Origin of the sequence: Snodgrassella sp. W8158, assembly GCF_016100435.1 — a bacterium.
Lineage (GTDB): Bacteria > Pseudomonadota > Gammaproteobacteria > Burkholderiales > Neisseriaceae > Snodgrassella > Snodgrassella alvi.
The window spans coordinates 400,810-421,990 of the sequence record NZ_JACFSM010000001.1 but is presented as its reverse complement, the minus strand read 5'-3'; the positions used below and the strand labels follow the sequence as shown (position 1 = coordinate 421,990).

The following is a 21,181-nucleotide window of genomic DNA, read 5'->3' as shown; positions in this document are numbered from 1 at the left end:
TCAGTCATAACATTCTCACGCATTTAAACAATCCGTGCCTGTAATAAATCATGCATATTCAGTGCACCAACCGGACGATTATTTGCATCAATTACTGCCAGCCCGTTTACATGATTCTCCTGCATGATTTTCAGGGCTTCCGTCGCCAGTCGGTCGGCAGAGATGGTTTTAGGGGTATGTCCCATTACATCGGCCATCAGCCATTCCTTTAATTCTCGGTTATCCTGAAATAAACGGCGTAAATCACCGTCTGTAAATAAACCGCACAGCTCTCCGGCAGTATTGACTACCAGCAGCATTCCCAGACCTTTTTCACTCATGGTAACAATGGCTTCACGCAAAGGCGTATCTTCCTGTACCAGAGGCATATCTTGGCCGCCATGCATAACATCAGCCACCGTTAACAACAGGCGTTTACCCAGACTGCCGGCAGGATGGCTTAGCGCAAAATCTTCAGGTGTAAACTGACGTGCACGCAGCAGTGCCACCGTAAGCGCATCGCCCAATACCATTACCGCTGTTGTGCTGGATGTTGGAGCCAGCCCTAACGGACAGGCCTCCTGTGATACATGTGCGCATAAATGGATATCCGCATGTTTCGCCATGCTTGAACTGGTTTTACCAGTTATACAAATCAACTGCACATGCTTACGTTTGATGGCCGGTATCAGCGCCAGAATTTCCTCGCTTTCACCAGAATTGGATAATGCTATTAGCACATCGCCATCAACAATCATACCCAGATCGCCGTGTCCTGCTTCAGCCGGATGCACAAAATAAGCCGGTGTGCCGGTAGACGCCATTGAAGCGGCAATCTTACGCCCGATATGGCCGCTTTTGCCCATACCGGTGATAATCACCCGTCCGCGGCAGTCGAGAATAGTCGTTACTGCCTCAGCAAAATGCTCATCCAGACTATTGGCAACTTCACGTATCGACTGCTCTTCAATAGCAAAAACTTCTTTACCCCAGCCTAAATATTTATCCTGTAAATTCATAACATCATCAGCAGTAATAATAAGCAAACGAAAACACAATAAAGTTAACCGGATTATAACCTGATACCGGTTATTTTGTTTGCTTCGGAACTTGTCAAATTACACCATCCTCGTTAGAGTAATCCATAATTCATGAATAACCAGTTTAATCGATTGATTAACTTTAATAAAACATATCTAACGTATATTTACTATAAGGAAATAATATGGCCGTATTAGCACAAGTCAATACATTGGGGCAGCAAATCTGGCTGGATAATCTTTCCAGAAACCTGATTCAGTCAGGTGAACTGGCACACATGCTTGAGGCGGGTATCGGTGGCGTGACTTCCAATCCGGCCATTTTTCAAAAAGCTTTTGCCAGCGATACCCTTTACCAGAATGATATTAACCAGCTAAAACAGCAGCCACTGTCCCCCAAACAGCGTTATGAACAACTGGCCGTGGCCGATGTACAGGCTGCATGTGATGTCTGTCTGCCCTTGTATGAACGCAGTCAGGGTAAAGCCGGATTTGTCAGCCTTGAAGTGGCGCCAGATCTGGCCGATGATGCTCAGGCTACCATTACCGAAGCCCAGCGACTATGGGAAGTTCTTAACCGACCCAATGTCATGATAAAAGTACCAGCAACAGACAGCGGAATACAGGCATTAACCACACTGGTTGCACAGGGCATTAATGTTAACCTGACCCTGTTGTTTTCTAAAACCCAGCTTAGCAAAGCATGGCAGGCACACGCTGCCGGCATTCGCCAGCGTCTGGCACAAAATCTGCCGGTTAACCGTATTCAGGTAGTCGCCAGCTTTTTCCTGTCCCGCATTGACAGCGCTCTGGACATTACTCTGCCGGAATCTTTGCAGGGTAAAACCGCCATTGCACTGGCCAAAACAGCTTATGCTGAATGGCAGGAATTTATCCAGAGCCGTGAATTTACCGATCTGGCAGCACAGCAGGCAGCACCACTGCGTTTGCTATGGGCATCCACAGGGACTAAAAATCCGGCGTATTCCGATGTTTGCTATGTAGAAAATATTATTGGTGCTGACACCATTAATACCGTACCAACCAACACGCTTAATGCCTTTATCGATCATGGACATGCTAATGCCACACTGACACAGAATGTGCAGCAGGCTAAAAACGTACTGATTGAAATTCAGAAGCTGGGTATTAATCTTGAATCCCTCGCAGTGCGCTTGCAGCAAGAAGGCTTACAACAGTTTGTGGATGCATTCGATGCGTTACTGCAACCTCTGGCTTAAACGGAATAAATAAAACACAACAAGACATACGGAAATCTGAATTGTAGCTTACCGGTTAGACTAATCAGAATAATCGGTAAGCTTTTATAATTTTAGATTAAAAAAAGCATATTGAAAATACATTTGTAATATAAAACTTAAAAAATATTAATTTAAATGATAAATCACACTTGATGATTTAAAGTATGGATAAATTAATTAATGTTTAAAATTATATTTAATGATTTAAACTTTAAAATTAATAATTCTAACTATAATTTATAATCCAAACATAAATAACATTCAGAACAATACCATATAAGCCGCGCTTAAATTAATCTTAACCTTAAAATCGGTATTGCAGCCACCTTTTGGCCATAAGCCATAATCTTTATCCAAGGCTCAGATGTTTGTTGCTGCTGAATTCAGACTAATATACATAAAAATGCCACAAAAGCACAAAACTCTTGTGGCATAAACATGAATTGTCACTCAGCCGGCAACCGGCCGGCAGCTCTGTTAAATTTTAATGTAAACCGACAATATTGCCCTCAGCATCAATATCAATCTGTTGATAAGCAGGCAGAGTACCCAGCCCCGGCATAGTCATCACATTACCCGCATATACACGGATAAAGCCCGCACCGGCCGATACCTGTAAACGGGCAATTTCAACATCAAAATCTGTCGGCACATTTTTCAGATTCGGGTCTGCACTGATAGATAATGGTGTTTTCACCATGCATAACGGTAAATGATCAAGCTTAAGCTGTTTGATTTCTTCGATATTCTGCAAAGCCTGTGCCGACAGATTAGCCTGACGCGCTCCGTATTTCTTCACCATAGTCTGAATTTTTTCCGGCAGCGGCATATTGTCAGCATAGGGTAGATTAACCGAATTTTCCTGATTGCAGGCAGCGACTACATGCTGAGCCAGAGCCTGAGTACCCGCACCACCCTGAGTAAACGCATCACTGATTTCACATGCATAGGCACCGTGTTCCAGCGCATACTGGCGTACAAAATCCAGCTCTTCCTGATGGTCGTACGGGAAGCGGTTAATAGCCACAATCACAGGCAGGCCATAGCTTTTCGCATTCTGAATGTGCCAGCCCAGATTAGCACTGCCTTCAGCCAGCAGCTCAACATTACACTGAGTAACTTCTGCCGGTAATGGCTGACCCGGCTTAATATTAAACCGGCCGCTATTCGATTTCAGACTGCGTACCGTGGCTACCAATACAACGCATGAAGGCGCCACACCTGTCTGGCGATATTTAATATTAAAGAATTTCTCCATGCCCATATCAGAGCCGAAACCAGCTTCTGTTACCACATAATCCGCCACTTGCAGACCGACCATATCCGCCAGCACCGAAGAATTACCATGGGCAATATTGGCAAACGGTCCGGCATGAATCAGTACAGGGGTCTGTTCTGCCGTCTGCATCAGATTCGGATTAATCGCATCTTTCAGTAACACCGTCATCGCACCGGCTACCTGAAGTTTTTCTGCCGTAACCGGATTGCCCTGAGTATCATAAGCCAGAATAATCCGCCCGATACGCTGGCGCATATCCTGTAAATCCGTCGCCAGAGCCAGAATCGCCATTAATTCAGACGCAGCAGAAATCTCAAACCCGTCTTCACGCTCCACACCATTAACACCACCGCCCACACCTACTTTAATCCGGCGCAATGCACGGTCGTTGTGGTCGATTACCCGTTTCCAGACAATCCGGTTTTTATCAATATTCAGCCGCGGCAGCTTGGTTTGCGCCGTAAACTCCTCGCCTAGATGTTCTTCATGGTATAAGCGTGCATCCAGTGCCGCAGAGGCGAGATCATGAGCCGCTGTAATAGCGTGAATATCACCGGTTAAATGCAGATTCAGCTTTTCCATTGGCAAAACCTGTGCTTTACCGCCGCCCGCTGCTCCGCCTTTTACCCCGAATACCGGTCCCAGACTTGGCTGGCGGATACAGGCAATCGCTTTCTTACCGATAAAATTCAGCCCCTGACTCAGCCCGATAGTGGTTACTGTTTTACCTTCTCCCAGCGGTGTCGGGGTAATGGCCGACACCAGCACCAGCTTGCCCTGTTTGCTATCCGGCTGAATCACCTTTAAATCTACTTTGGCTACTTCATGGCCGTAAGGAATAAGGTATTGTTCGGGAATGCTGCTGTTGCGGGCAATTTCGGTGATGGGGAGTAGTGTAGGGCTAGAAGCCATATGAAATTTCCTTATTATGAAATATAAAACATTGTAGTTAAAATGGGATAATTGTAGATATATTTACATAAAATTAACATAATAATACCATTTGTATGGTAAAGGAAAAGATTGTCACTTAGTTAATGATGTAATTTAGAAGCTAATTAGTATGAATTCAAATACGGTTTATTTCGTTCTTTATATTGTCGTTTCTATAATACAGTTAAATTATACATCAAGGTAATATAAATTTATGTTTATTATAAAAAAAGTTAAAAACAGTAATTTTTTATAATAAATTAAGTTTGTTTTATGGTTTAAATTCTATATATTTAGATAAGTAGTATTAATGAGATTTTATAAAAATTATTAATTATTGATATCCAGAGAAATCATAAAAGCAAATTTTTTGAATAAATTTTAGTGATAATAATTTATGGATGAAATTGAAACTGTATTAAATAAAAGTTCAGCAGGACCCCAGGGACTAGGATTTGATTATCAATTTTATTATTTTGTTTACCTTTCATTACATCTGAAAAAGGGACAAAGAATTGGATATGAGCACTATGATGATGTTTGTTTAGAAATTGATAATACGAATAAAATATTAATTCAGTTAAAACATACAATACAAACAGATAAAACTGGTAGTATTGAAAAAATGAATAACCTTGATCCAAGATTATGGAGTACGCTTAACAGATGGATTGGATACATTAAAGAGTTTGAAAATTTTTTGGATGAGCATTCATTTCGATTTATTACAAATAAAACAGAAAATAATAATAAATTTATTGAAATTCATAAAAAATTTATTGAAAATCAGGATTTAATATACTTTAAAGATGAACTATTTCAATTACTCAATTCTGCTAAAGTCAATCAAACTAGAGAATATATAAATACAATGTTGAATTTAGATGAAAATAAATTGACTGAATTTCTACTCAAATTAGATATTCAGCTTGATGTAAATGATATAGAACAAAAAATAAAAAATTATATTAATAATCATTGGCCAGTTAAAGAAGAAGATGTTGATAAGGTTTATTCTCAATTATTTACAAAATTAAGTCATAATAAATATGATAAGATTAGAAATCGTCAAACTTATGTGATGAGATTTGACGAAATTCAAAACTTAAAAGTTGAGAGTTACAGTGATATATATGGAAAAATTTCATTACCTGATAGAAATTTTGAATGTGTGTTACCTGAAAATCTTGAAGAGCAAGTATTTATTAAACAGTTAGATGGAATTGGCGAGTTGGGATATGGCCCCAAGAAATCTAACAGAATAATAAAATATACTAATCTTATGCTAAAAGCTATAAATCATATTGAATGGTGGATTGAGGATAATTTTGTAACAAGTGAGCAAATAGAAAAGTTCAAAGAAGAATGTATCCATATATGGCAAGTAAAATTTGATGATCAATATAGAGAAATAGAAAAAGCTATATATAATGATGGGATTAATATAGATGAACTAGAACAAAATATATGTCATCAAGCTATCGCTATTGTTAACGCTCTGAGAAAAATAGATCTAACAATAAGAGGTTTTCAAAATTCGATAGGTATTGAATTAAACAATGGTTATTATTATTTTCTTTCAAATATATTGGAAATAGGTTGGCATTATGACTGGGAAAATAAATTTAAAAATTAATACTAATTATTATTATGTATATAATAATGAGGCATTAATATGTGTAATATTTAAATCGATTTTAAACATAGTCACACATTTAGATATAGCTCGAGGATGTTTAGTTTTACCATTTTTATTAGATGAGAGAACAGTAAACTGCTTAATAAAAAATTCTGATAATCAATTGAGTTTAACGCAGTTAATAAAAAATAATCCTAAAGTATTTATTTCATTTAATAAACGGTATTTGTCTTTGTTACCTTTATATATTAATTTTATTACTATATTTCAAGATGCTAATGAAATTGATATAGTTGAAAAAAATATAATAAATAAATTTTGTTGGGATTTTGAAAATGCAGATTTAGGCCAAAGATTTAATAAAATACGAACTGTTATTCCAAAGTTTTTAGAATTAATACAACCCCATCAAACAATATTCTTATATAAAATTTTAAAGATTGTGCTATGAAGCTGACTATACATGAAATAAAAATTTGGTTTCACGATAAAAACATCAATACTAGAAGTTTGAATTTTTTACCAAATAAAATAAATGTTATCACAGGACTGTCAAATACTGGGAAAACTACGATATGGTCAATCATAGATTATTGCTTGTTAGCTGATAGTTTTAATGTCGCGACTTCAATAAGTAAAGTAATCTCATGGTTTGGTTTACGCTTTAGTATTAATGATTGTGAAATGTCTATTGTACGAGAATCTCCTGGTGATAAAAGGATTTCATCGAACATTTATTTTACTTATGGTGGTTTTCCTTCAATACCAGAAAATAATATAAAGAGTATTATCGAACTAAAAGAGATTTTAAATAAAAAATTTGGTTTAAGTGATAGAATTAAACCTTTAAAAAAAGAATATCAATTTAATTATAGGGATTTTTTAATTTTTTGTGCTTTAACGGATACTATAATAGGTGTACGCAATATTTATTTAGATAATATCTTTTATTCAAATCTTGGAGATATTAAGAAACTCAATAAAATATTTGATTTGGCTATAGGTGTACAGAATTTAAATGTTATTGAAATATTTAATGAATTAGAGGTAGTTGAGAAAGAATTATCGAGGTTAGATAGAGATAAAAAAAGATATTTGGACAATCAAAATAAATTAACTGAAAAACTTAAAAATTTACTTGAAAAGTGTAAATTCTATAATTTATTGAACTATAGTATAGATTTTACTAGTATCACTGATTCGATAGAATTAATTGATAGAGTTATAAAAGATAAAAAAAATCCACATCTTAATTCCGAAAAATTTAAAAATTTAGATGAACTTAAATTTAAGAAAAAAGAAATACAATTAGAGCTAAATGAAATTAGAACTTTTAATAATGAATATAATAAATATAAAGAAAATATTAATAAGGTGGCGGATAGTCTTCAACCAATTGATTATTTGAATGAAAAATTGAAATCTCAACTCATTGACTCATATCAGTCAAAAGTATTTTTAGCCAATTTGGCTGATTCATTAAAAAATATTAAACAAAGTTTAGCCAAAAGGAAACCTCCCTTACTTGATGTGCAAAGTGAAGAAAAAAAATTAAAACAAGAATTAGAAAATATAAAAAATAGAATCTATTCAATAGAACAATCAATTAAAAATTTTCCTGATACTCTTAATGAATATATACGAATTGGTGAAATTGGTAATGAATTAAACAATATATTGTTATCATTTAATAATAAGGATGAAATTAATAAATCAAATGAAATTTATAATATTTTGAATAATAAAAAAAGTGAGTTATTACAGAAATCTAATGACATTAAGAAAATTAAATTTGAAAATATTAAACTATTAAATAACAATATTCAAAAATTTTTTGAAAAATTTAAAAATATATCTGATTTTAAGGATTGTAAAGTAGAGTTTGATGTGGAATCAATGACTTTGAATCTTTTTTCTTTATCAGATAAATCATCGTCGAATCCAATAATAACTGGTAGTCAGTCAAATTTCATGATTCTACATATATGCTTCTTTTTAGGGTTGCATAAATATTTGTTGGAAACAAAGAACGGTTTTGTACCACAAATTTTATTTATAGATCAACCTAGCAAACCATATTTTGAAAGGGAAGATGACAGAGCTAAATTACTTGACGTATTTTTTTCATTAAATGAATTCTTTAATACTTTAAGTGAAAAAGAATCTTTTCAATTAATTTTATTGGACCATGCTGGTCCATATTATTGGGAAAATCAAAAATTGGAAAATTTTCATCTTGTAGATGAATTTATAGGTGATAATGCGCTTATTCCAAAAAAATTAATAAAAGAATAGTATATTATGAATAAAATAGAATTAGCACCTATATGTCATTTGATTATGCATGGTATTGGTAATAAAAGTAATGGTGATGGTGTAAAACTATACAGTGAATTAACTAATTATGAAAAAGTAAAGGAAACACTTAATAATTTGATAATGTCTAGTTTTAAATTTGATGATTTATACAAATTTTATTTTCCACATACGTTAGAGCTAAATCCGATTTATACTTATGTTAGTAATATATTTGCCAACAAAGAAATTGATAATTTTATAAATCAATCGAAGAATATTGGATGTTTTTTGTATGATAAAAGCAATCATCCACAAATTAAGCCCGGAGAATTGGGCGTATTTTATCTTGCCGACTGTACAGTAGATGATGAAGTAGTGGATTGTATTGGCATCTTTAAATCAGAAAATAAGCAGAGAATTCTGAAAGTTGAAGACCGGCAGAATGGTTATGATTTAGCTGATATTGAAGGATTAAGCATCCAGAAGCTGGATAAAGGCTGTCTGATTTTTAATCTGCATTCAGAGCAGGGCTATCTGGTTGCTGTTGTGGATAATACCAACAAACATGCAGATGCTAAATACTGGACTGAGGATTTTTTAAGTATCAGACCTGTTAATAATGAATATCATCAGACTACTCAGATTATGGAAACAGCCAAGCAATTTATTGCTCAGACCATGGACGCTGATGATGAGGAGAGTAAATCAGAAAAAATCGGTTTGCTGAACAGGTCTGTTGATTACTTTAAAAATAATGAGCAGTTTGATTTGCAGGAGTTTGAGCAGCGGGTTTTTGCGAATGATGATCTGATTCAGCAATATCAGGATTTCAGCCAGAATTATGCGCAGGAAAATCAATTAGAACCGGTTAAAAGCTTTGCTATTTCTCCCAAAGCGGTAAAAAAGCAGGAGAAATATTTTAAAAGCGTGGTGAAGCTGGATAAAAATTTTCATATCTATATCCACGGTGGTAAAGATATGATTGAAAAAGGACGGGATGAAGACGGGCGTAAGTTTTATAAGATTTATTATCAGCAGGAAAAATAGTAAACCTGACTTATTTAGTATTTTGGATTGTCTGCAAAATAGAATGACGATAAATCTGACAAAATAATGTCAGATTTATCGTGTTTGTTTACAAAGAGAGTAACTCTCTAATAAAAATTTATTTACCAAAAATATTACTAAGCGTTAAATAAGTATATTGATAAAATTGTTAAAAAATTTATGGTAGTAAGAGTGATTTTACTCTTATCAGCCTGCAACTGAATGTAAGTTTATGCAGAAAGTGGTTTCTAGCCAATAAAACAAAAGCTGGTTTCTGTAATATTAGAAATTGAAAATCTTCGAATCTAGCAGAAAATACAGCTATTTTTATAGCAAAAGAAATTAATTCAAAATTTTTAATCAATAAATTCCTATGAATGTATGACTAAATTAGTGATATTAATATATCCGTAAATGGAACTTATTTATTATTGATGTTTTATATTTACACTAGCCGAATTAACTTCAATATCAGTTATGGGAGGTTGATTTTTTACTAAATCAGAAAGACGTCTGTATTTTTTCCAGTAAATAATCGGATTAGAATTATCCGGAAGTTTATCAGCATAATAGAAGGTATAATTCTCATTCGTTACATTTGTTTTTATGTTAATGAAAGTAGAGTACAAATCAATTAGATTTACTCCGCTAATCACTTTTTTCACCAGAATATGTTTTTTTTCATCCGGAGCTAAATAAAACAATGGTACTTGATATTCTTGTAATAAACCACCCAGATCATGAAAAATACGATCTGGTTCAACCGATAACCCGTGATCTGAAAAATACATTAATTTATATTTTTTTCCTTTCATAAGTTCTGTCAGTTTTTTTATAAATAAATCTAATTTTTCAATGCTTGCCACATAGCAGCCAGCTTGATTATTCAATTTAAAATTTGATTTAAAATCATTAATTTGCGAGCATATTGGTTCATGAGAGCCCATCATATGTACAAAAACTACTTTTTTATTACTGTTTTTGTTTATTATTTCCGAAACAATGGGTAACATATGATCATCATCATTAAAGCTAGTATAGTATGGACCTTTTTTTAAAAATTTGGATTTATCAGTTGTACCAGCTAATGCAGAAAAAATATTATCTCCATATTCACTTGTGCCCTGATTGCTAACCCAGTAAGTCTCATACTCGGATTTTTTTGCTAAGGAAACGAAATTAATTTCCCAGTCAATCTTATTTTTCTCAGGATAGGCTTTAAATAAAGTTCTAGTTAAGGATTGTTCTGTATTCGGACCAGCAGCCACTAATCCATCAATAAAAATTCCATTGGCTGTATTTAAAAAAGGAGTTGTATTGAGAGGGTAGCCATATACGGATAAATAATCTTTTCGTACAGATTCACCGATTACGACTAAAAATATTTCAGTATTATCATCTTCATTTAACCGACTTACCCGGATATTGTTATTATTACTGCCAATATATTTTTTCATTTCTTCATGTATTGAATTTATTTCTTGATATGCAGATATGACATTTTTTAAAAATGCGCTATTATTTACTTCCAGGTTCTGATAAGAAATGCCGAGTAAAGTTATTATATAAAAGAATATAAAGCTCATTACTGAGACAAATTGTGAAATTTTATTTTTCTTAATTTTTTGTGTTTTTATAATTTTATTTAAATAATAAATTAAACCTTGAATAAATATAAATACTACAGTAATTAAAATTTGCTGTTTGACAGCCATGAGATAACCAATAATTTCAAGTTTATTAGTTTGTAATAGTGGCATTAATAAATCAGCTGTTGGTTTGCCGTAATTTATCCCTGTAGGAAAATAAAATGATAATACGGAAAACGTAACTAACAGACTTATTAAAGTAAATTTATTTGCCGAACTTAATATATAACAACCTAAAAATAATAAACCAGTAGAAATAACTGTATGATCAAAATCATAGTAATAACCTAAACCATATACAAGAGCTAAAGTGGATATAATATATAAAATAGGTAATAAAACTAAGGCTGTTTTTCTGGTTATCACTCATATACCCCAATTATTTATTTAAAGCATCTAGGTAAGAAATTTTGCTATGTGCTTAAATAGTTTATTGATTTGTATTATGAAATTAATATTTGATTTCACTAAGCTGTTAATATTAGTTCTTAATGATAAATCTTTTTATCATATTATAATAAAGTTTTAGGTATAGTTCTCCGGTTTTAAATGAATCATAATCCATTTGTTAATAAGCGATTTGTAAATAGCACATTGATAATATATATAAACACAGAGTAGAGATGATATTTTTTAATGTGTCTGTATCTAAGATGTATAAATAACAATTCTTTGGTCCCGCCGACAGGAATCGAACCTGTATCGCACGCTTAGGAGGCATGTGTTCTATCCGTTGAACTACGGCGAGACATTTTAAAAACAGGGCTATGGCTGAAATCTGCCATAGCCCGTTATTTTAAGAGATTCGGGCTAAAGATGCCAAGGCTAAATCTCGCATAGCCTGGGTGGTTTCATTAACCGGTAACTCATCCAGGCAGTTAATTGCGGCATCTACGGCTTTTTTTGCCTGCATAGTGCAATAAACCAGTGCATCAGAGTTGATTACGTGATCGTGAATTTTGTTGAAATAGCTGCGGTCGGCGTGTTCCAGAGCATGGCGTACATCGGCTTTGGCCGCAGCACTGCCCTGATTAAGCAGGTAAATCAGCGGCAGGGTAGGTTTGCCCTCAGCCAGATCGTCGCCGACATTTTTACCAATGGTTTCTACATCACCGGCATAATCCAGTACATCATCGATAATCTGGAAAGCTGAGCCCAGATATGTACCATAATATTTTAAAGCCAGTTCCTGTTGTTCTGTAGCCTTGGCAAGTATGGCACCTACTTGTGCCGCTGCCTGAAAGAGTTTGGCGGTTTTGTATTCGATTACCTGTAAATACTGTTCTTCAGTGACATCAATATTACCAATATTCATCAGCTGCATGACTTCACCTTCAGCAATGATGTTGGTGGCTTCTGCCATCACTTCGAGAATACGAAGACTGCCGGAGCCAACCATCAGCTGGAAGGCTCGTGTGTAGAGAAAATCGCCCACTAATACAGCAGCGGCATTGCCAAACAGATTGTTCGCAGTTTCCCGGCCGCGGCGCAGGTCGCTTTCATCCACTACATCGTCGTGCAGCAATGTGGAGGTATGGATAAATTCCACCATGGCGGCCAGTGAAAAAAGCGGGTCTTCTGTATAGCCCAGAGCTTTGCCGGCAAGGATGGTAATTATCGGGCGCAGGCGTTTACCGCCGGCACTGATAATATACTGGCCTATTTGTGAAATCAGGACAACTTCGGATTCAACAGCACGGTTGATTACCGCATTAACACGGTTTAAGTCTTCAGGCAGGTGTTTCTGGAAATAAGGCAGGTTCTCAAGCATGTGTTTAGTGTTTCTGCAACTGGTAATGATGATGTGTTTTAGCCATGTGTCCCCGAAACTGCCGGGCACTTTTGTGTATTATTATACTTGAAATTCATTTGGGAAATGAGAAAAGTTAGATTGGGTTAATAAAGATGCAATTGTGAATCGGACAGGTAAATTATGCTGGTGTATACACAAGCCGGAGCAGAAATTCTATGCTCAAAGCGGTGCATTCGTCACAAATGGTGGTATATCCGGCAGCCGGTTAACAGTTATGCTGTAATACTTGTAAAGTTTTTTTGCGTGTTTGTACGGTAGACCAGAGAGCAAATTTTATGACACTGAATAATTCAGCTTAAGTTTGAGTATGGTAAATTATTAATATAAATCAGTTATGTAGTACTTCGCCATTTTATCCATTAATTTACCGGAACTTAAAGCATTACTTGAAGAAGTTTATGCTAAAATAAATTGCATAAAATCAGGTGCATTACTAATCATGCCGGAACTGCCTGAAGGATAGGTTTCAGGATTAAATATGCGTTTCGGACTATAGGACAAAATCTCGTTATTCCAAGATTCATCTAATTGCATGCAATAAGGGCTTGGCATGGGTAATGGCTGCGATAAAGCATCATGATAGTGAGTATCTAGTTGGTGATTATCCGGTAAGGTAAAACCGGTATTTATCATATTTAAGGGAATGGTTATGGTGCTTTTTATTATTTCTTCTAATGACTGTTAAGTGACAGCAGTTAATACGCCATCTAAGACATCTAATGCCATAGTTTGAGTGGGCTTGCTTTGGCTGTGACTAGTCTGTGAATGTAACGGGTCTTGCATATGCTTGGCAACACTATAAATAGCTTTCGGTAGGGCTTAATTTTTAATTGACTTAACTAATCTGAGCTATATATGCCATGAGATATTTATTATTGTTTTGACAGTAAAATCATGCGTTGATATAATCGCGAATTCCGTTTTTGCGGAAATTTAATTTTTGTTTTTTAATTGAATTCCTATTGGAGTTGAGTATGTACGCGGTCGTAAAAACCGGCGGTAAACAATATAAAGTTGCCGTTGGCGAAAAATTAAAAGTAGAACAGATACCAGCAGAACTCGACAGCCAGATCGAACTGAATGAAGTTTTGATGATTGCTGACGGTGAAGCGGTGAAAGTGGGCACGCCTTTTATTGAGGGCGCTAAAGTAACCGCTAAAGTGGTTGCACATGGCCGTCACGATAAAGTACGTATTTTCAAAATGCGTCGTCGTAAACACTATCAGAAACGTCAGGGTCACCGCCAGAATTTTACCCAGATTGAAATCGTGGCGATTGCCTAATTGAGTGAAGGAATAACAGAATGGCACACAAAAAAGCAGGCGGTAGCTCCCGCAACGGTCGTGATTCAGAAGCCAAACGCCTGGGCGTTAAAGCCTTTGGTAATGAGCTGATTCCGGCTGGTTCAATTATTGTTCGTCAGCGCGGTACCCGTTTTCACGCAGGTGAAAATGTAGGTATGGGTAAAGACCACACTCTGTTCGCTAAAGTGGATGGTTATGTGGAATTTGCCGTTAAGGGCGCGCTGAACCGTAAAACTGTAAGTGTGCGTCCGTATACCGGCGCAGACGAGTAAGTTTTTACTGATGTTAAGCCCTGCCTTGTCTGGCAGGGCTTTTTTGTTATCAGGTCAGTTGGTGTGAAGAGGCAGCACAGATATTCTGTACTTTGGCTATAATCATGCTATGAGGTGTTCACAAGGGTATTACTGAGACTGGTTGCCCGGCATAAATATTGCAAACTGAGAATGATATGAAGTTTATTGATGAAGCAAAAATCGAGGTAGTTGCCGGCCGCGGCGGCAATGGTGCGGCCAGCTTCCGCCGCGAAAAATTTGTGCCTAAGGGCGGCCCCGATGGCGGTGATGGCGGCAGAGGCGGCAGTGTCTGGGCTGTAGCCGATGAAAATATTAATACTCTGGTGGAATATCGTTTTGTTAAACGCTATCAGGCCAAAAACGGTGAAAAAGGTCATGGTTCAGACCGTTATGGTCGCGGGGCTGATGATATTGAGTTGAGAATGCCGGTAGGTACGCTGATTCGTGATGTTGATACGGAACAGGTTGTGGCGGATTTAACTCATCATGGTCAGAGGGTATGTCTGGCTAAAGGCGGTAAGGGCGGCTTAGGTAATATTCATTTTAAATCATCAGTAAACCGTGCTCCTAAACAGGCTACACCCGGTGAAGAAGGTGAAGCGCGCAGTTTGTTGCTGGAGTTGAAAGTACTGGCGGATGTGGGTTTGCTCGGTATGCCGAATGCAGGGAAATCTACGCTGATTAGTGCAGTTTCGGCTGCACGGCCAAAAGTGGCTGATTATCCGTTTACAACGCTGCATCCTAATCTGGGGGTAGTACGCAGTGATGACAATCACAGTTTTGTGATGGCTGATATCCCTGGGTTGATTGAAGGTGCTGCTGAAGGTGCCGGTTTGGGGCATCGGTTTCTGAAACATTTGTCGCGTACCGGATTGCTGCTGCATGTGGTGGATCTGGCTCCTTTCGATGAAGGTGTGGAACCGGCAGCAGAGGCGCTGGCGATTATTGAAGAGTTACGCCGTTATGATGAGGCTTTGCACGATAAGCCGCGTTGGCTGGTGTTGAATAAAATTGATATGCTGGCTGAAGATGAGCGTGCCGAACGTGTGGCTCAGTTTCTGGCAGATATTGGCTGGGATTACTCGCAGCCGGATGATCAGTTTGAATTTGATCTGACAACCCCGCGGGTATTTCAAATCAGTGCACTGGCACGTGAGGGTACGCAGGAGCTGGTGCAGACCATACAGCGTTATTTGGATGCAAAGCATGAATTACTGGCAAAGCAGCAGGCTGAACATCCTATTGTGGCGGAAGTGCCGACTACAAACGGGCTGATACAGCCGGAATAATTCTGCTATCCGGATAATAGATACAGCCACCTGTTACAGGTGGCTTTTTTGTATTGGAATGAATCAGAAAATTGATGGTACTGAAAAATTAGTTTGTCTTATTTCTGAAAGAACGGCGGCGGATAAAACGATATATCAATTGCAGGAGCAAGACGCTGACTAATGCCAGAACGGCAGCCATTGATATCTGATCTATTGTATATACCGTTGATTTTATCGGTGTGACTGTGCCGGCGGTAGCCTGATAGGTGGCAATGGTAATGCTGCGTGATGTACGCAGGCTGGTTCGTATCAGCTGTTGTTGTGCGGTTTTTTCGATAACTTTATAACTAAAGGTATCGTTATCATTTTTCTGTTTGCTGCCGTCAGGCTTTTTAGCCAGAAAAGTGGTATTGGCCAGTGTGTGCTGCTGAACGTAAGAATAGGGCAGGGCAAGAAAGGAGCCGTCCGGTTCAAAGGCTGCAATAGTCAGATCGGAGTGCCATGGTTTGTGATTGGCCGCAGTTCTGCTGTCCTGACCGGCAAGCAGGAAAATAAATAAAATAAAGAAGCCGCAAAATAAAATCAGTTTAATCAGTCGCTGTTTAAACTGACCGGAACGCTTCTGAGGCTGACTGGCTGCCGGATTATGCTGAGTACTCATGTAACTAACCACTGCTGATTGATTAAATTCAGCCTAAATAATGGCTGAAAGGTAATTTTACCTAATTTTTGGCCTGTGAAAGCTTATTATATTGTTATTAATACTCTGATACAGGTAAATCATTGCCGATTTTATTGATTTTAATGGCATTCTGATTTGATGATTTATTTGTGTTCATCTTTTTTTCTGTGCCCGGTATGTTTGATAATGATGCCTCGCCGATGATAAATAATGGTATGACGGTCAAATGGAATTTGAATTTTCAGATGGAAATTATTATCATTAATTTTGGTTATTGTTAATCTGATACAGGAATGAGTGTATGAGTGAGCAACAGAATGTCGCTGAACTTCAGGCTGCTGTAACACGTTTACAGCAATTAAATTCTCTGGTTCTGGCTACGGTAGCACAGGATGGTACCCCTCAGGCAAGCTATGCGCCTTTTGCTGAATATGATGGTTGTCTGTATATCTTATTATCCGGTCTGGCACCACATACACAGAATTTGCAGCAACAGGAGCAGGCCAGTGTGATGCTGATTGAAGATGAAGCTTCGGCACGCAATATTTTTGCCCGTGCCCGGCTAAATTATACTGTATCGGTTACGGTAATTGAAAAAAACACAGCTGATGGCATTGCTGCTTTGCAAGCAATGAAAACAAAACTGGGCAATACAGTAGATGTGCTGTCTGAATTGCCGGATTTCATGCTGTTTCGTCTGCAATTGGAAAAGGCTCGCCTTGTAACTGGCTTCGGCCGCGCTTATGTCTTTATGCCGGGTAAGGTTGATGGAGCAATACAGCTGACTGAAAAGAATGCTAAAACAGTGTGATGCCGCTGTGCGCAGCGATTGCTCGGTAAAGGTGGTTAAAATCCCGTACAATAGTCATTTTATTCGGACAAACCGGAGCTGCGTGCATGTGGTGTTGGCCTAAACGAATTTGGGTAATTATCCATACGGTGTATGTATATGGTCTGCTGGATCTGGTTCAGCAGCATGTACATCCGTCATGGCTGCAAAGGCTGATACGTTTACTGCCGCGCGGACGCAAATACCGGCAGCTGGATGCAGCGGTACGGTTGCGTCTGGCTTTGGAAAGTCTGGGGCCGATTTTTGTTAAATTTGGTCAGGTATTATCCACTCGGCCGGATTTAATCCCTGCTGATTACGCGCGTGAGCTGGCCTTACTGCAGGACAGGGTGCCGCCGTTTGCCAGTGATGTGGCAATCCGGGTGATTGAAACTGAGCTGGGCAGGCCGCTGGCGGAAATTTACGCCCGCTTTAATCCGCAGCCGGTAGCCAGTGCGTCTATCGCTCAGGTTCATGAAGCTTATTTATTCAATGAGGCCGGTGGTATCGGTCAAAAGGTTGCAGTAAAAGTTCTTCGTCCGGACATCGCGCCGGTTATTGATCAGGATTTAGCTCTGATGGCTGTAGGAGCGCGCTGGGTAGAATGGCTGTTTGCAGATGGCAAACGCTTAAAGCCACGCGAAGTAGTCGCAGAGTTTAAGAATTATCTGCATGATGAGCTTGATCTGATGCGGGAAGCCGCTAATGCCAGCCTGCTCGGGCGGCAGTTCAGTAAAAGCACTATGCTGATTATTCCGGCTGTTTACTATAATTATTGTGCGCGTCGGGTGCTGACAATTGAATGGATGGACGGTACTCCGGTTGCCAGTACCGATAAGTTGCGTGAAAAGAATATAGATTTGCACCAGCTGGCACGCTATGGGGTAGAAATATTCTTTACTCAGGTATTTGACAACGGTTTTTTCCATGCGGATATGCATCCGGGCAATATTATGGTCGCAGATGACGGCAGGTATATTGCACTGGATTTTGGTATTGTCGGCACGTTAACAGATTATGATAAGCGCTATCTGGCAATTAATTTTCTGGCGTTTTTCAATCGTGATTATCATCGGGTGGCCACTGCGCATGTGGAATCCGGCTGGGTACCGGCAGATACGCGAGTGGAGGAGCTGGAAGCAGCAGTGCGTGCTGTATGTGAACCGATTTTCAATAAACCGCTGGCAGAAATTTCTTTTGGTATGGTGCTGATGCGGTTGTTTGAAACCAGTCGTCGTTTTAATGTGGAAATTCAGCCGCAGCTGGTGCTGCTGCAAAAAACATTACTTAATATAGAGGGACTGGGAAGACAGCTGGATCCTCAGCTGGATTTATGGGCAACTGCCAAACCGTTTCTGACCCGCTGGATGCATAACCAGATTGGTCTGAAAGCGCTATGGAAAACGCTAAAGCAGGAAGCACCGGACTGGGCGCAAATGCTGCCTGCACTGCCGCGTAAACTTAATGCCCTTGTAGATGAAAAGCGTCAGCTTGAATGGCGTGATGCCTATATTCATCTGCTGCGTACACAGCGGCAGCAGAATTTCTGGCTGGCGGTAATTGCACTGGTGATGCTGGCAGTTTTTCTCTTTAAATAAAATTTAACTGTGTTTTCAATGTGAAGTTGTCGGGTATCAGCTTGCGGTGCTGAGATGGTAACCGTTATGGTTCAGTTGGTCTTTGGTTAATAATTGTACTGTTTTTATATTGTTCTTATGCTGAAATCTGCTTATAGTTATATGCGGTGCTTTAAGGTACGGATTTCGGGTTATAATTTTGTCATTGTTTTAGCTCGCGGTTCATCCGCAGTATCTCATCTGTAAAGGAGTAGCCTTGTGTCGCGTGTGTATCCTTATCCTTTGATTGCTAAGGAAGGCTGGCCGTTTATTATTGGCAGCCTGGTGCTGAGCATATTAACTTTTTTCTGGTGCGGATGGTGGTCGCTGCCTTTATGGGTGCTGACAGCATTTGTGGTGCAGTTTTTTCGTGATCCTGCCCGTGATATTCCTGCAAATCCCGAAGATGTGCTGAGTCCGGCAGACGGACGTATTGTGGTTGTGGAAAAAACTACCGATCCGTACCGTGGTGTGAATGCTCTTAAAATCAGTGTATTTATGAATGTATTCAATGTGCACTCTAACCGCAGCCCTATTGATGGCAAAGTGGAGCGTGTAGATTATTTTAAAGGCAGCTTTCTGAACGCTGCACTGGATAAAGCCAGTGCACAAAATGAACGTAATGCAGTTCTTGCGGTAACCAAAACCGGCCGGCCGGTAACATTTGTACAGGTTGCAGGTCTGGTAGCACGGCGTATTCTGTGCTACGTAAATGCGCATGATTTATTACATCGCGGTGACCGCTATGGTTTTATCCGCTTTGGTTCGAGGGTAGATGTTTATTTGCCGGAAGATGCTACTGCGCTGGTGGCTATTGGTGATAAGGTCAGTGCCAGCAGTACAGTACTGGCAACTTTGCCATTGCAGGCTCCTGATATCAGTGCTGAACCGCAAAGTAATACTGAAGAACATGCAGATCTAGTCACAGAAGCTACTAATCGGGCAGCAGCTGCCGCACGGCATGTACTGTCTCAGGAATAAAGGCTATTAATTGTTATACAGGCTGTTTGTCCTTTGTAAGGTCAGGCAGCCTGTTGTCGTTCAAACCGGTAAATGATGAGCAGATTCGATAAGACCAATTTATCTGAGCAGCAGCCAGAACGGGTGCTGCTGGTAGGGGCATTGCTGGATAAGGATTTTCCGGTTGCTGCCGAGCGCCGGACAGTATTGTTTGAGTCGGCACTGGCTGAAGCTGAGGAGCTAGTACGTGCTACTGGAGCAGATTTAGTGGAAGTTGTTCCGTGTAAACGTCAGCAGCCGGACAGTGCATTGTTTGTGGGTAAAGGCAAAGCAGAAGAACTGGCACAAACAGTAGCTGAAGCCGGAATTGATCTGGTGGTCTTTAACCATGCGCTGACACCTACGCAGGAGCGTAATCTTGAAAGGCTGCTCCAGTGCCGGGTATTGGATCGGGTTGGCCTGATTCTCGCTATCTTTGCCCGTCGTGCACAAAGTCAGGAGGGGCGCTTGCAGGTGGAGCTGGCTCAGCTGGTTCATTTATCCAGCCGGCTGGTGCGTGGTTATAGTCATTTGCAGAGCCAGAAAGGCGGTATTGGTTTACGCGGCCCGGGTGAGACACGTCTGGAAACTGACCGCCGTCTAATCAGGCAGAAAATTACCCGTCTGCGCCAGCAATTGCAGCAGGTGCGCCGGCAGCGGGCAACTCAGCGTAAAAGCCGGTATCAGGGTACACTGCCGGCCTTTGCGCTGGTGGGCTATACTAATGTAGGCAAATCCAGTCTGTTTAACCGTTTAACCAAAGCTCAGGTCATGGCAGAAGACCAGCTGTTTGCCACCCTGGATAATACAGTGCGCCGTTTGTATCTGAATGACCAGACCAGTGTTTTATTATCCGATACTGTGGGTTTTATTCGCGATTTACCGCACGGACTGGTAGCTGCTTTTGCGGCGACACTGGAGGAAACTGCGCTGGCTGATGTGCTGCTGCATGTGGTGGATATTACCCATCCGGAATTTGAGCGGCAAATAGATGCTGTAAATACGGTATTACAGGAAATTGATGCAGAAAACATACCGCAGCTGATTATTTATAATAAAATTGATAAATTGCCTGCTGAACAAAGAATGCAGGGGATTGTGCGTGATATACATGGTCGTCCGCAGGCTGTTTATATATCGGTACAGGATGGCAGCGGACTGGATGATTTACGTACAGCTATGATAGAAATGGCAGGTATGAAATATGCACAACATAATAAACAGGATGAGTATTAATATTGCCTGTTG

18 protein-coding genes and 1 tRNA gene are annotated in these 21,181 nt (G+C 39.0%); 12 read left to right on the top strand and 7 right to left on the bottom strand.

Going from position 1 to position 21,181, the window contains the following annotated elements; translation table 11 throughout:
* Positions 1-23: 23 nt before the first annotated feature.
* Entirely contained in the window at positions 24-998 is a 975-nt protein-coding gene (locus H3V11_RS01800) for a KpsF/GutQ family sugar-phosphate isomerase (protein WP_198223481.1), read from the bottom strand.
* A gap of 206 nt (positions 999-1,204) precedes the next feature.
* Here H3V11_RS01800 and tal point away from each other — a divergent pair, with 206 nt between their 5' ends.
* Complete coding sequence (gene tal / locus H3V11_RS01795; protein WP_198223480.1) at positions 1,205-2,260, top strand: transaldolase; 1,056 nt, start codon at positions 1,205-1,207, stop codon at positions 2,258-2,260.
* Between the two features lie 505 nt (positions 2,261-2,765).
* On the opposite strand, the gene H3V11_RS01790 is transcribed toward tal, so the two are convergent.
* Positions 2,766-4,472 (bottom strand): formate--tetrahydrofolate ligase, encoded by a 1,707-nt coding sequence (locus tag H3V11_RS01790; protein ID WP_198223479.1) that lies wholly within the window; start codon positions 4,470-4,472, stop codon positions 2,766-2,768.
* A 418-nt stretch (positions 4,473-4,890) separates the two neighbouring features.
* Between H3V11_RS01790 and H3V11_RS01785 the strand changes: the two genes are divergently transcribed.
* Genes H3V11_RS01785 through H3V11_RS01770 form a run of 4 tightly spaced genes read left to right on the top strand, consistent with a single transcriptional unit; the run spans position 4,891 to position 9,477 of the window.
* Positions 4,891-6,129 carry an ABC-three component system protein gene (locus H3V11_RS01785; protein ID WP_198223478.1) on the top strand — a complete coding sequence of 413 codons (1,239 nt, stop codon included), beginning with the start codon at positions 4,891-4,893 and terminating at the stop codon, positions 6,127-6,129.
* Positions 6,101-6,583, top strand: a complete 483-nt coding sequence (locus H3V11_RS01780) for a hypothetical protein (protein WP_084553826.1) — start codon at positions 6,101-6,103, stop codon at positions 6,581-6,583. Before H3V11_RS01785 ends, H3V11_RS01780 begins: the two co-directional genes overlap by 29 nt.
* Positions 6,580-8,427 (top strand): DUF3732 domain-containing protein, encoded by a 1,848-nt coding sequence (locus H3V11_RS01775; RefSeq protein ID WP_198223477.1) that lies wholly within the window; start codon positions 6,580-6,582, stop codon positions 8,425-8,427. Before H3V11_RS01780 ends, H3V11_RS01775 begins: the two co-directional genes overlap by 4 nt.
* A 6-nt stretch (positions 8,428-8,433) precedes the next feature.
* Positions 8,434-9,477, top strand: coding sequence for a nucleoid-associated protein (locus tag H3V11_RS01770; RefSeq protein WP_198223476.1), 1,044 nt, complete (start codon positions 8,434-8,436; stop codon positions 9,475-9,477).
* A 428-nt stretch (positions 9,478-9,905) separates the two neighbouring features.
* On the opposite strand, the gene H3V11_RS12020 is transcribed toward H3V11_RS01770, so the two are convergent.
* The 4 genes from H3V11_RS12020 to H3V11_RS01750 all read right to left on the bottom strand — a co-directional run bounded on the left by H3V11_RS12020 (position 9,906) and on the right by H3V11_RS01750 (position 13,572).
* Positions 9,906-11,492 (bottom strand): phosphoethanolamine transferase, encoded by a 1,587-nt coding sequence (locus H3V11_RS12020; protein WP_084565527.1) that lies wholly within the window; start codon positions 11,490-11,492, stop codon positions 9,906-9,908.
* Positions 11,493-11,799: 307 nt separating this feature from the next.
* Positions 11,800-11,874 (bottom strand) — tRNA-Arg (locus tag H3V11_RS01760).
* A 48-nt stretch (positions 11,875-11,922) separates the two neighbouring features.
* On the bottom strand, positions 11,923-12,897 hold the full coding sequence (locus tag H3V11_RS01755; protein ID WP_100126369.1) for a polyprenyl synthetase family protein: 975 nt from the start codon (positions 12,895-12,897) through the stop codon (positions 11,923-11,925).
* A gap of 438 nt (positions 12,898-13,335) precedes the next feature.
* A complete protein-coding gene (locus H3V11_RS01750) occupies positions 13,336-13,572 on the bottom strand; it encodes a hypothetical protein (RefSeq protein ID WP_198190322.1) in 237 nt (78 codons plus the stop codon).
* 341 nt (positions 13,573-13,913) lie between these two features.
* Between H3V11_RS01750 and rplU the strand changes: the two genes are divergently transcribed.
* The 3 genes from rplU (at position 13,914) to obgE (ending at position 15,825) form a co-directional block, all read left to right on the top strand.
* Positions 13,914-14,222: a 50S ribosomal protein L21 gene (gene rplU, locus H3V11_RS01745; RefSeq protein WP_025331258.1), complete on the top strand. Its 309-nt coding sequence runs from the start codon at positions 13,914-13,916 to the stop codon at positions 14,220-14,222.
* Positions 14,223-14,242: 20 nt separating this feature from the next.
* Positions 14,243-14,515: a 50S ribosomal protein L27 gene (gene rpmA / locus H3V11_RS01740; protein ID WP_025331257.1), complete on the top strand. Its 273-nt coding sequence runs from the start codon at positions 14,243-14,245 to the stop codon at positions 14,513-14,515.
* A 176-nt stretch (positions 14,516-14,691) separates the two neighbouring features.
* Positions 14,692-15,825 (top strand): GTPase ObgE, encoded by a 1,134-nt coding sequence (gene obgE / locus H3V11_RS01735; protein WP_198223475.1) that lies wholly within the window; start codon positions 14,692-14,694, stop codon positions 15,823-15,825.
* Between the two features lie 88 nt (positions 15,826-15,913).
* On the opposite strand, the gene H3V11_RS01730 is transcribed toward obgE, so the two are convergent.
* Complete coding sequence (locus H3V11_RS01730) at positions 15,914-16,468, bottom strand: hypothetical protein (RefSeq protein WP_198223474.1); 555 nt, start codon at positions 16,466-16,468, stop codon at positions 15,914-15,916.
* Positions 16,469-16,790: 322 nt separating this feature from the next.
* On the opposite strand from H3V11_RS01730, the gene H3V11_RS01725 reads away from it, so the two are divergent.
* From H3V11_RS01725 to hflX, 4 genes are all read left to right on the top strand, one after another.
* Positions 16,791-17,300, top strand: coding sequence for a HugZ family protein (locus tag H3V11_RS01725; protein ID WP_025331254.1), 510 nt, complete (start codon positions 16,791-16,793; stop codon positions 17,298-17,300).
* Between the two features lie 86 nt (positions 17,301-17,386).
* Complete coding sequence (gene ubiB, locus H3V11_RS01720) at positions 17,387-18,916, top strand: ubiquinone biosynthesis regulatory protein kinase UbiB (RefSeq protein ID WP_037392666.1); 1,530 nt, start codon at positions 17,387-17,389, stop codon at positions 18,914-18,916.
* Between the two features lie 237 nt (positions 18,917-19,153).
* Entirely contained in the window at positions 19,154-19,915 is a 762-nt protein-coding gene (locus tag H3V11_RS01715; protein ID WP_198223473.1) for a phosphatidylserine decarboxylase, read from the top strand.
* Between the two features lie 75 nt (positions 19,916-19,990).
* A complete protein-coding gene (gene hflX / locus H3V11_RS01710; protein WP_198223472.1) occupies positions 19,991-21,169 on the top strand; it encodes a GTPase HflX in 1,179 nt (392 codons plus the stop codon).
* The last annotated feature ends 12 nt before the right edge of the window (positions 21,170-21,181 follow it).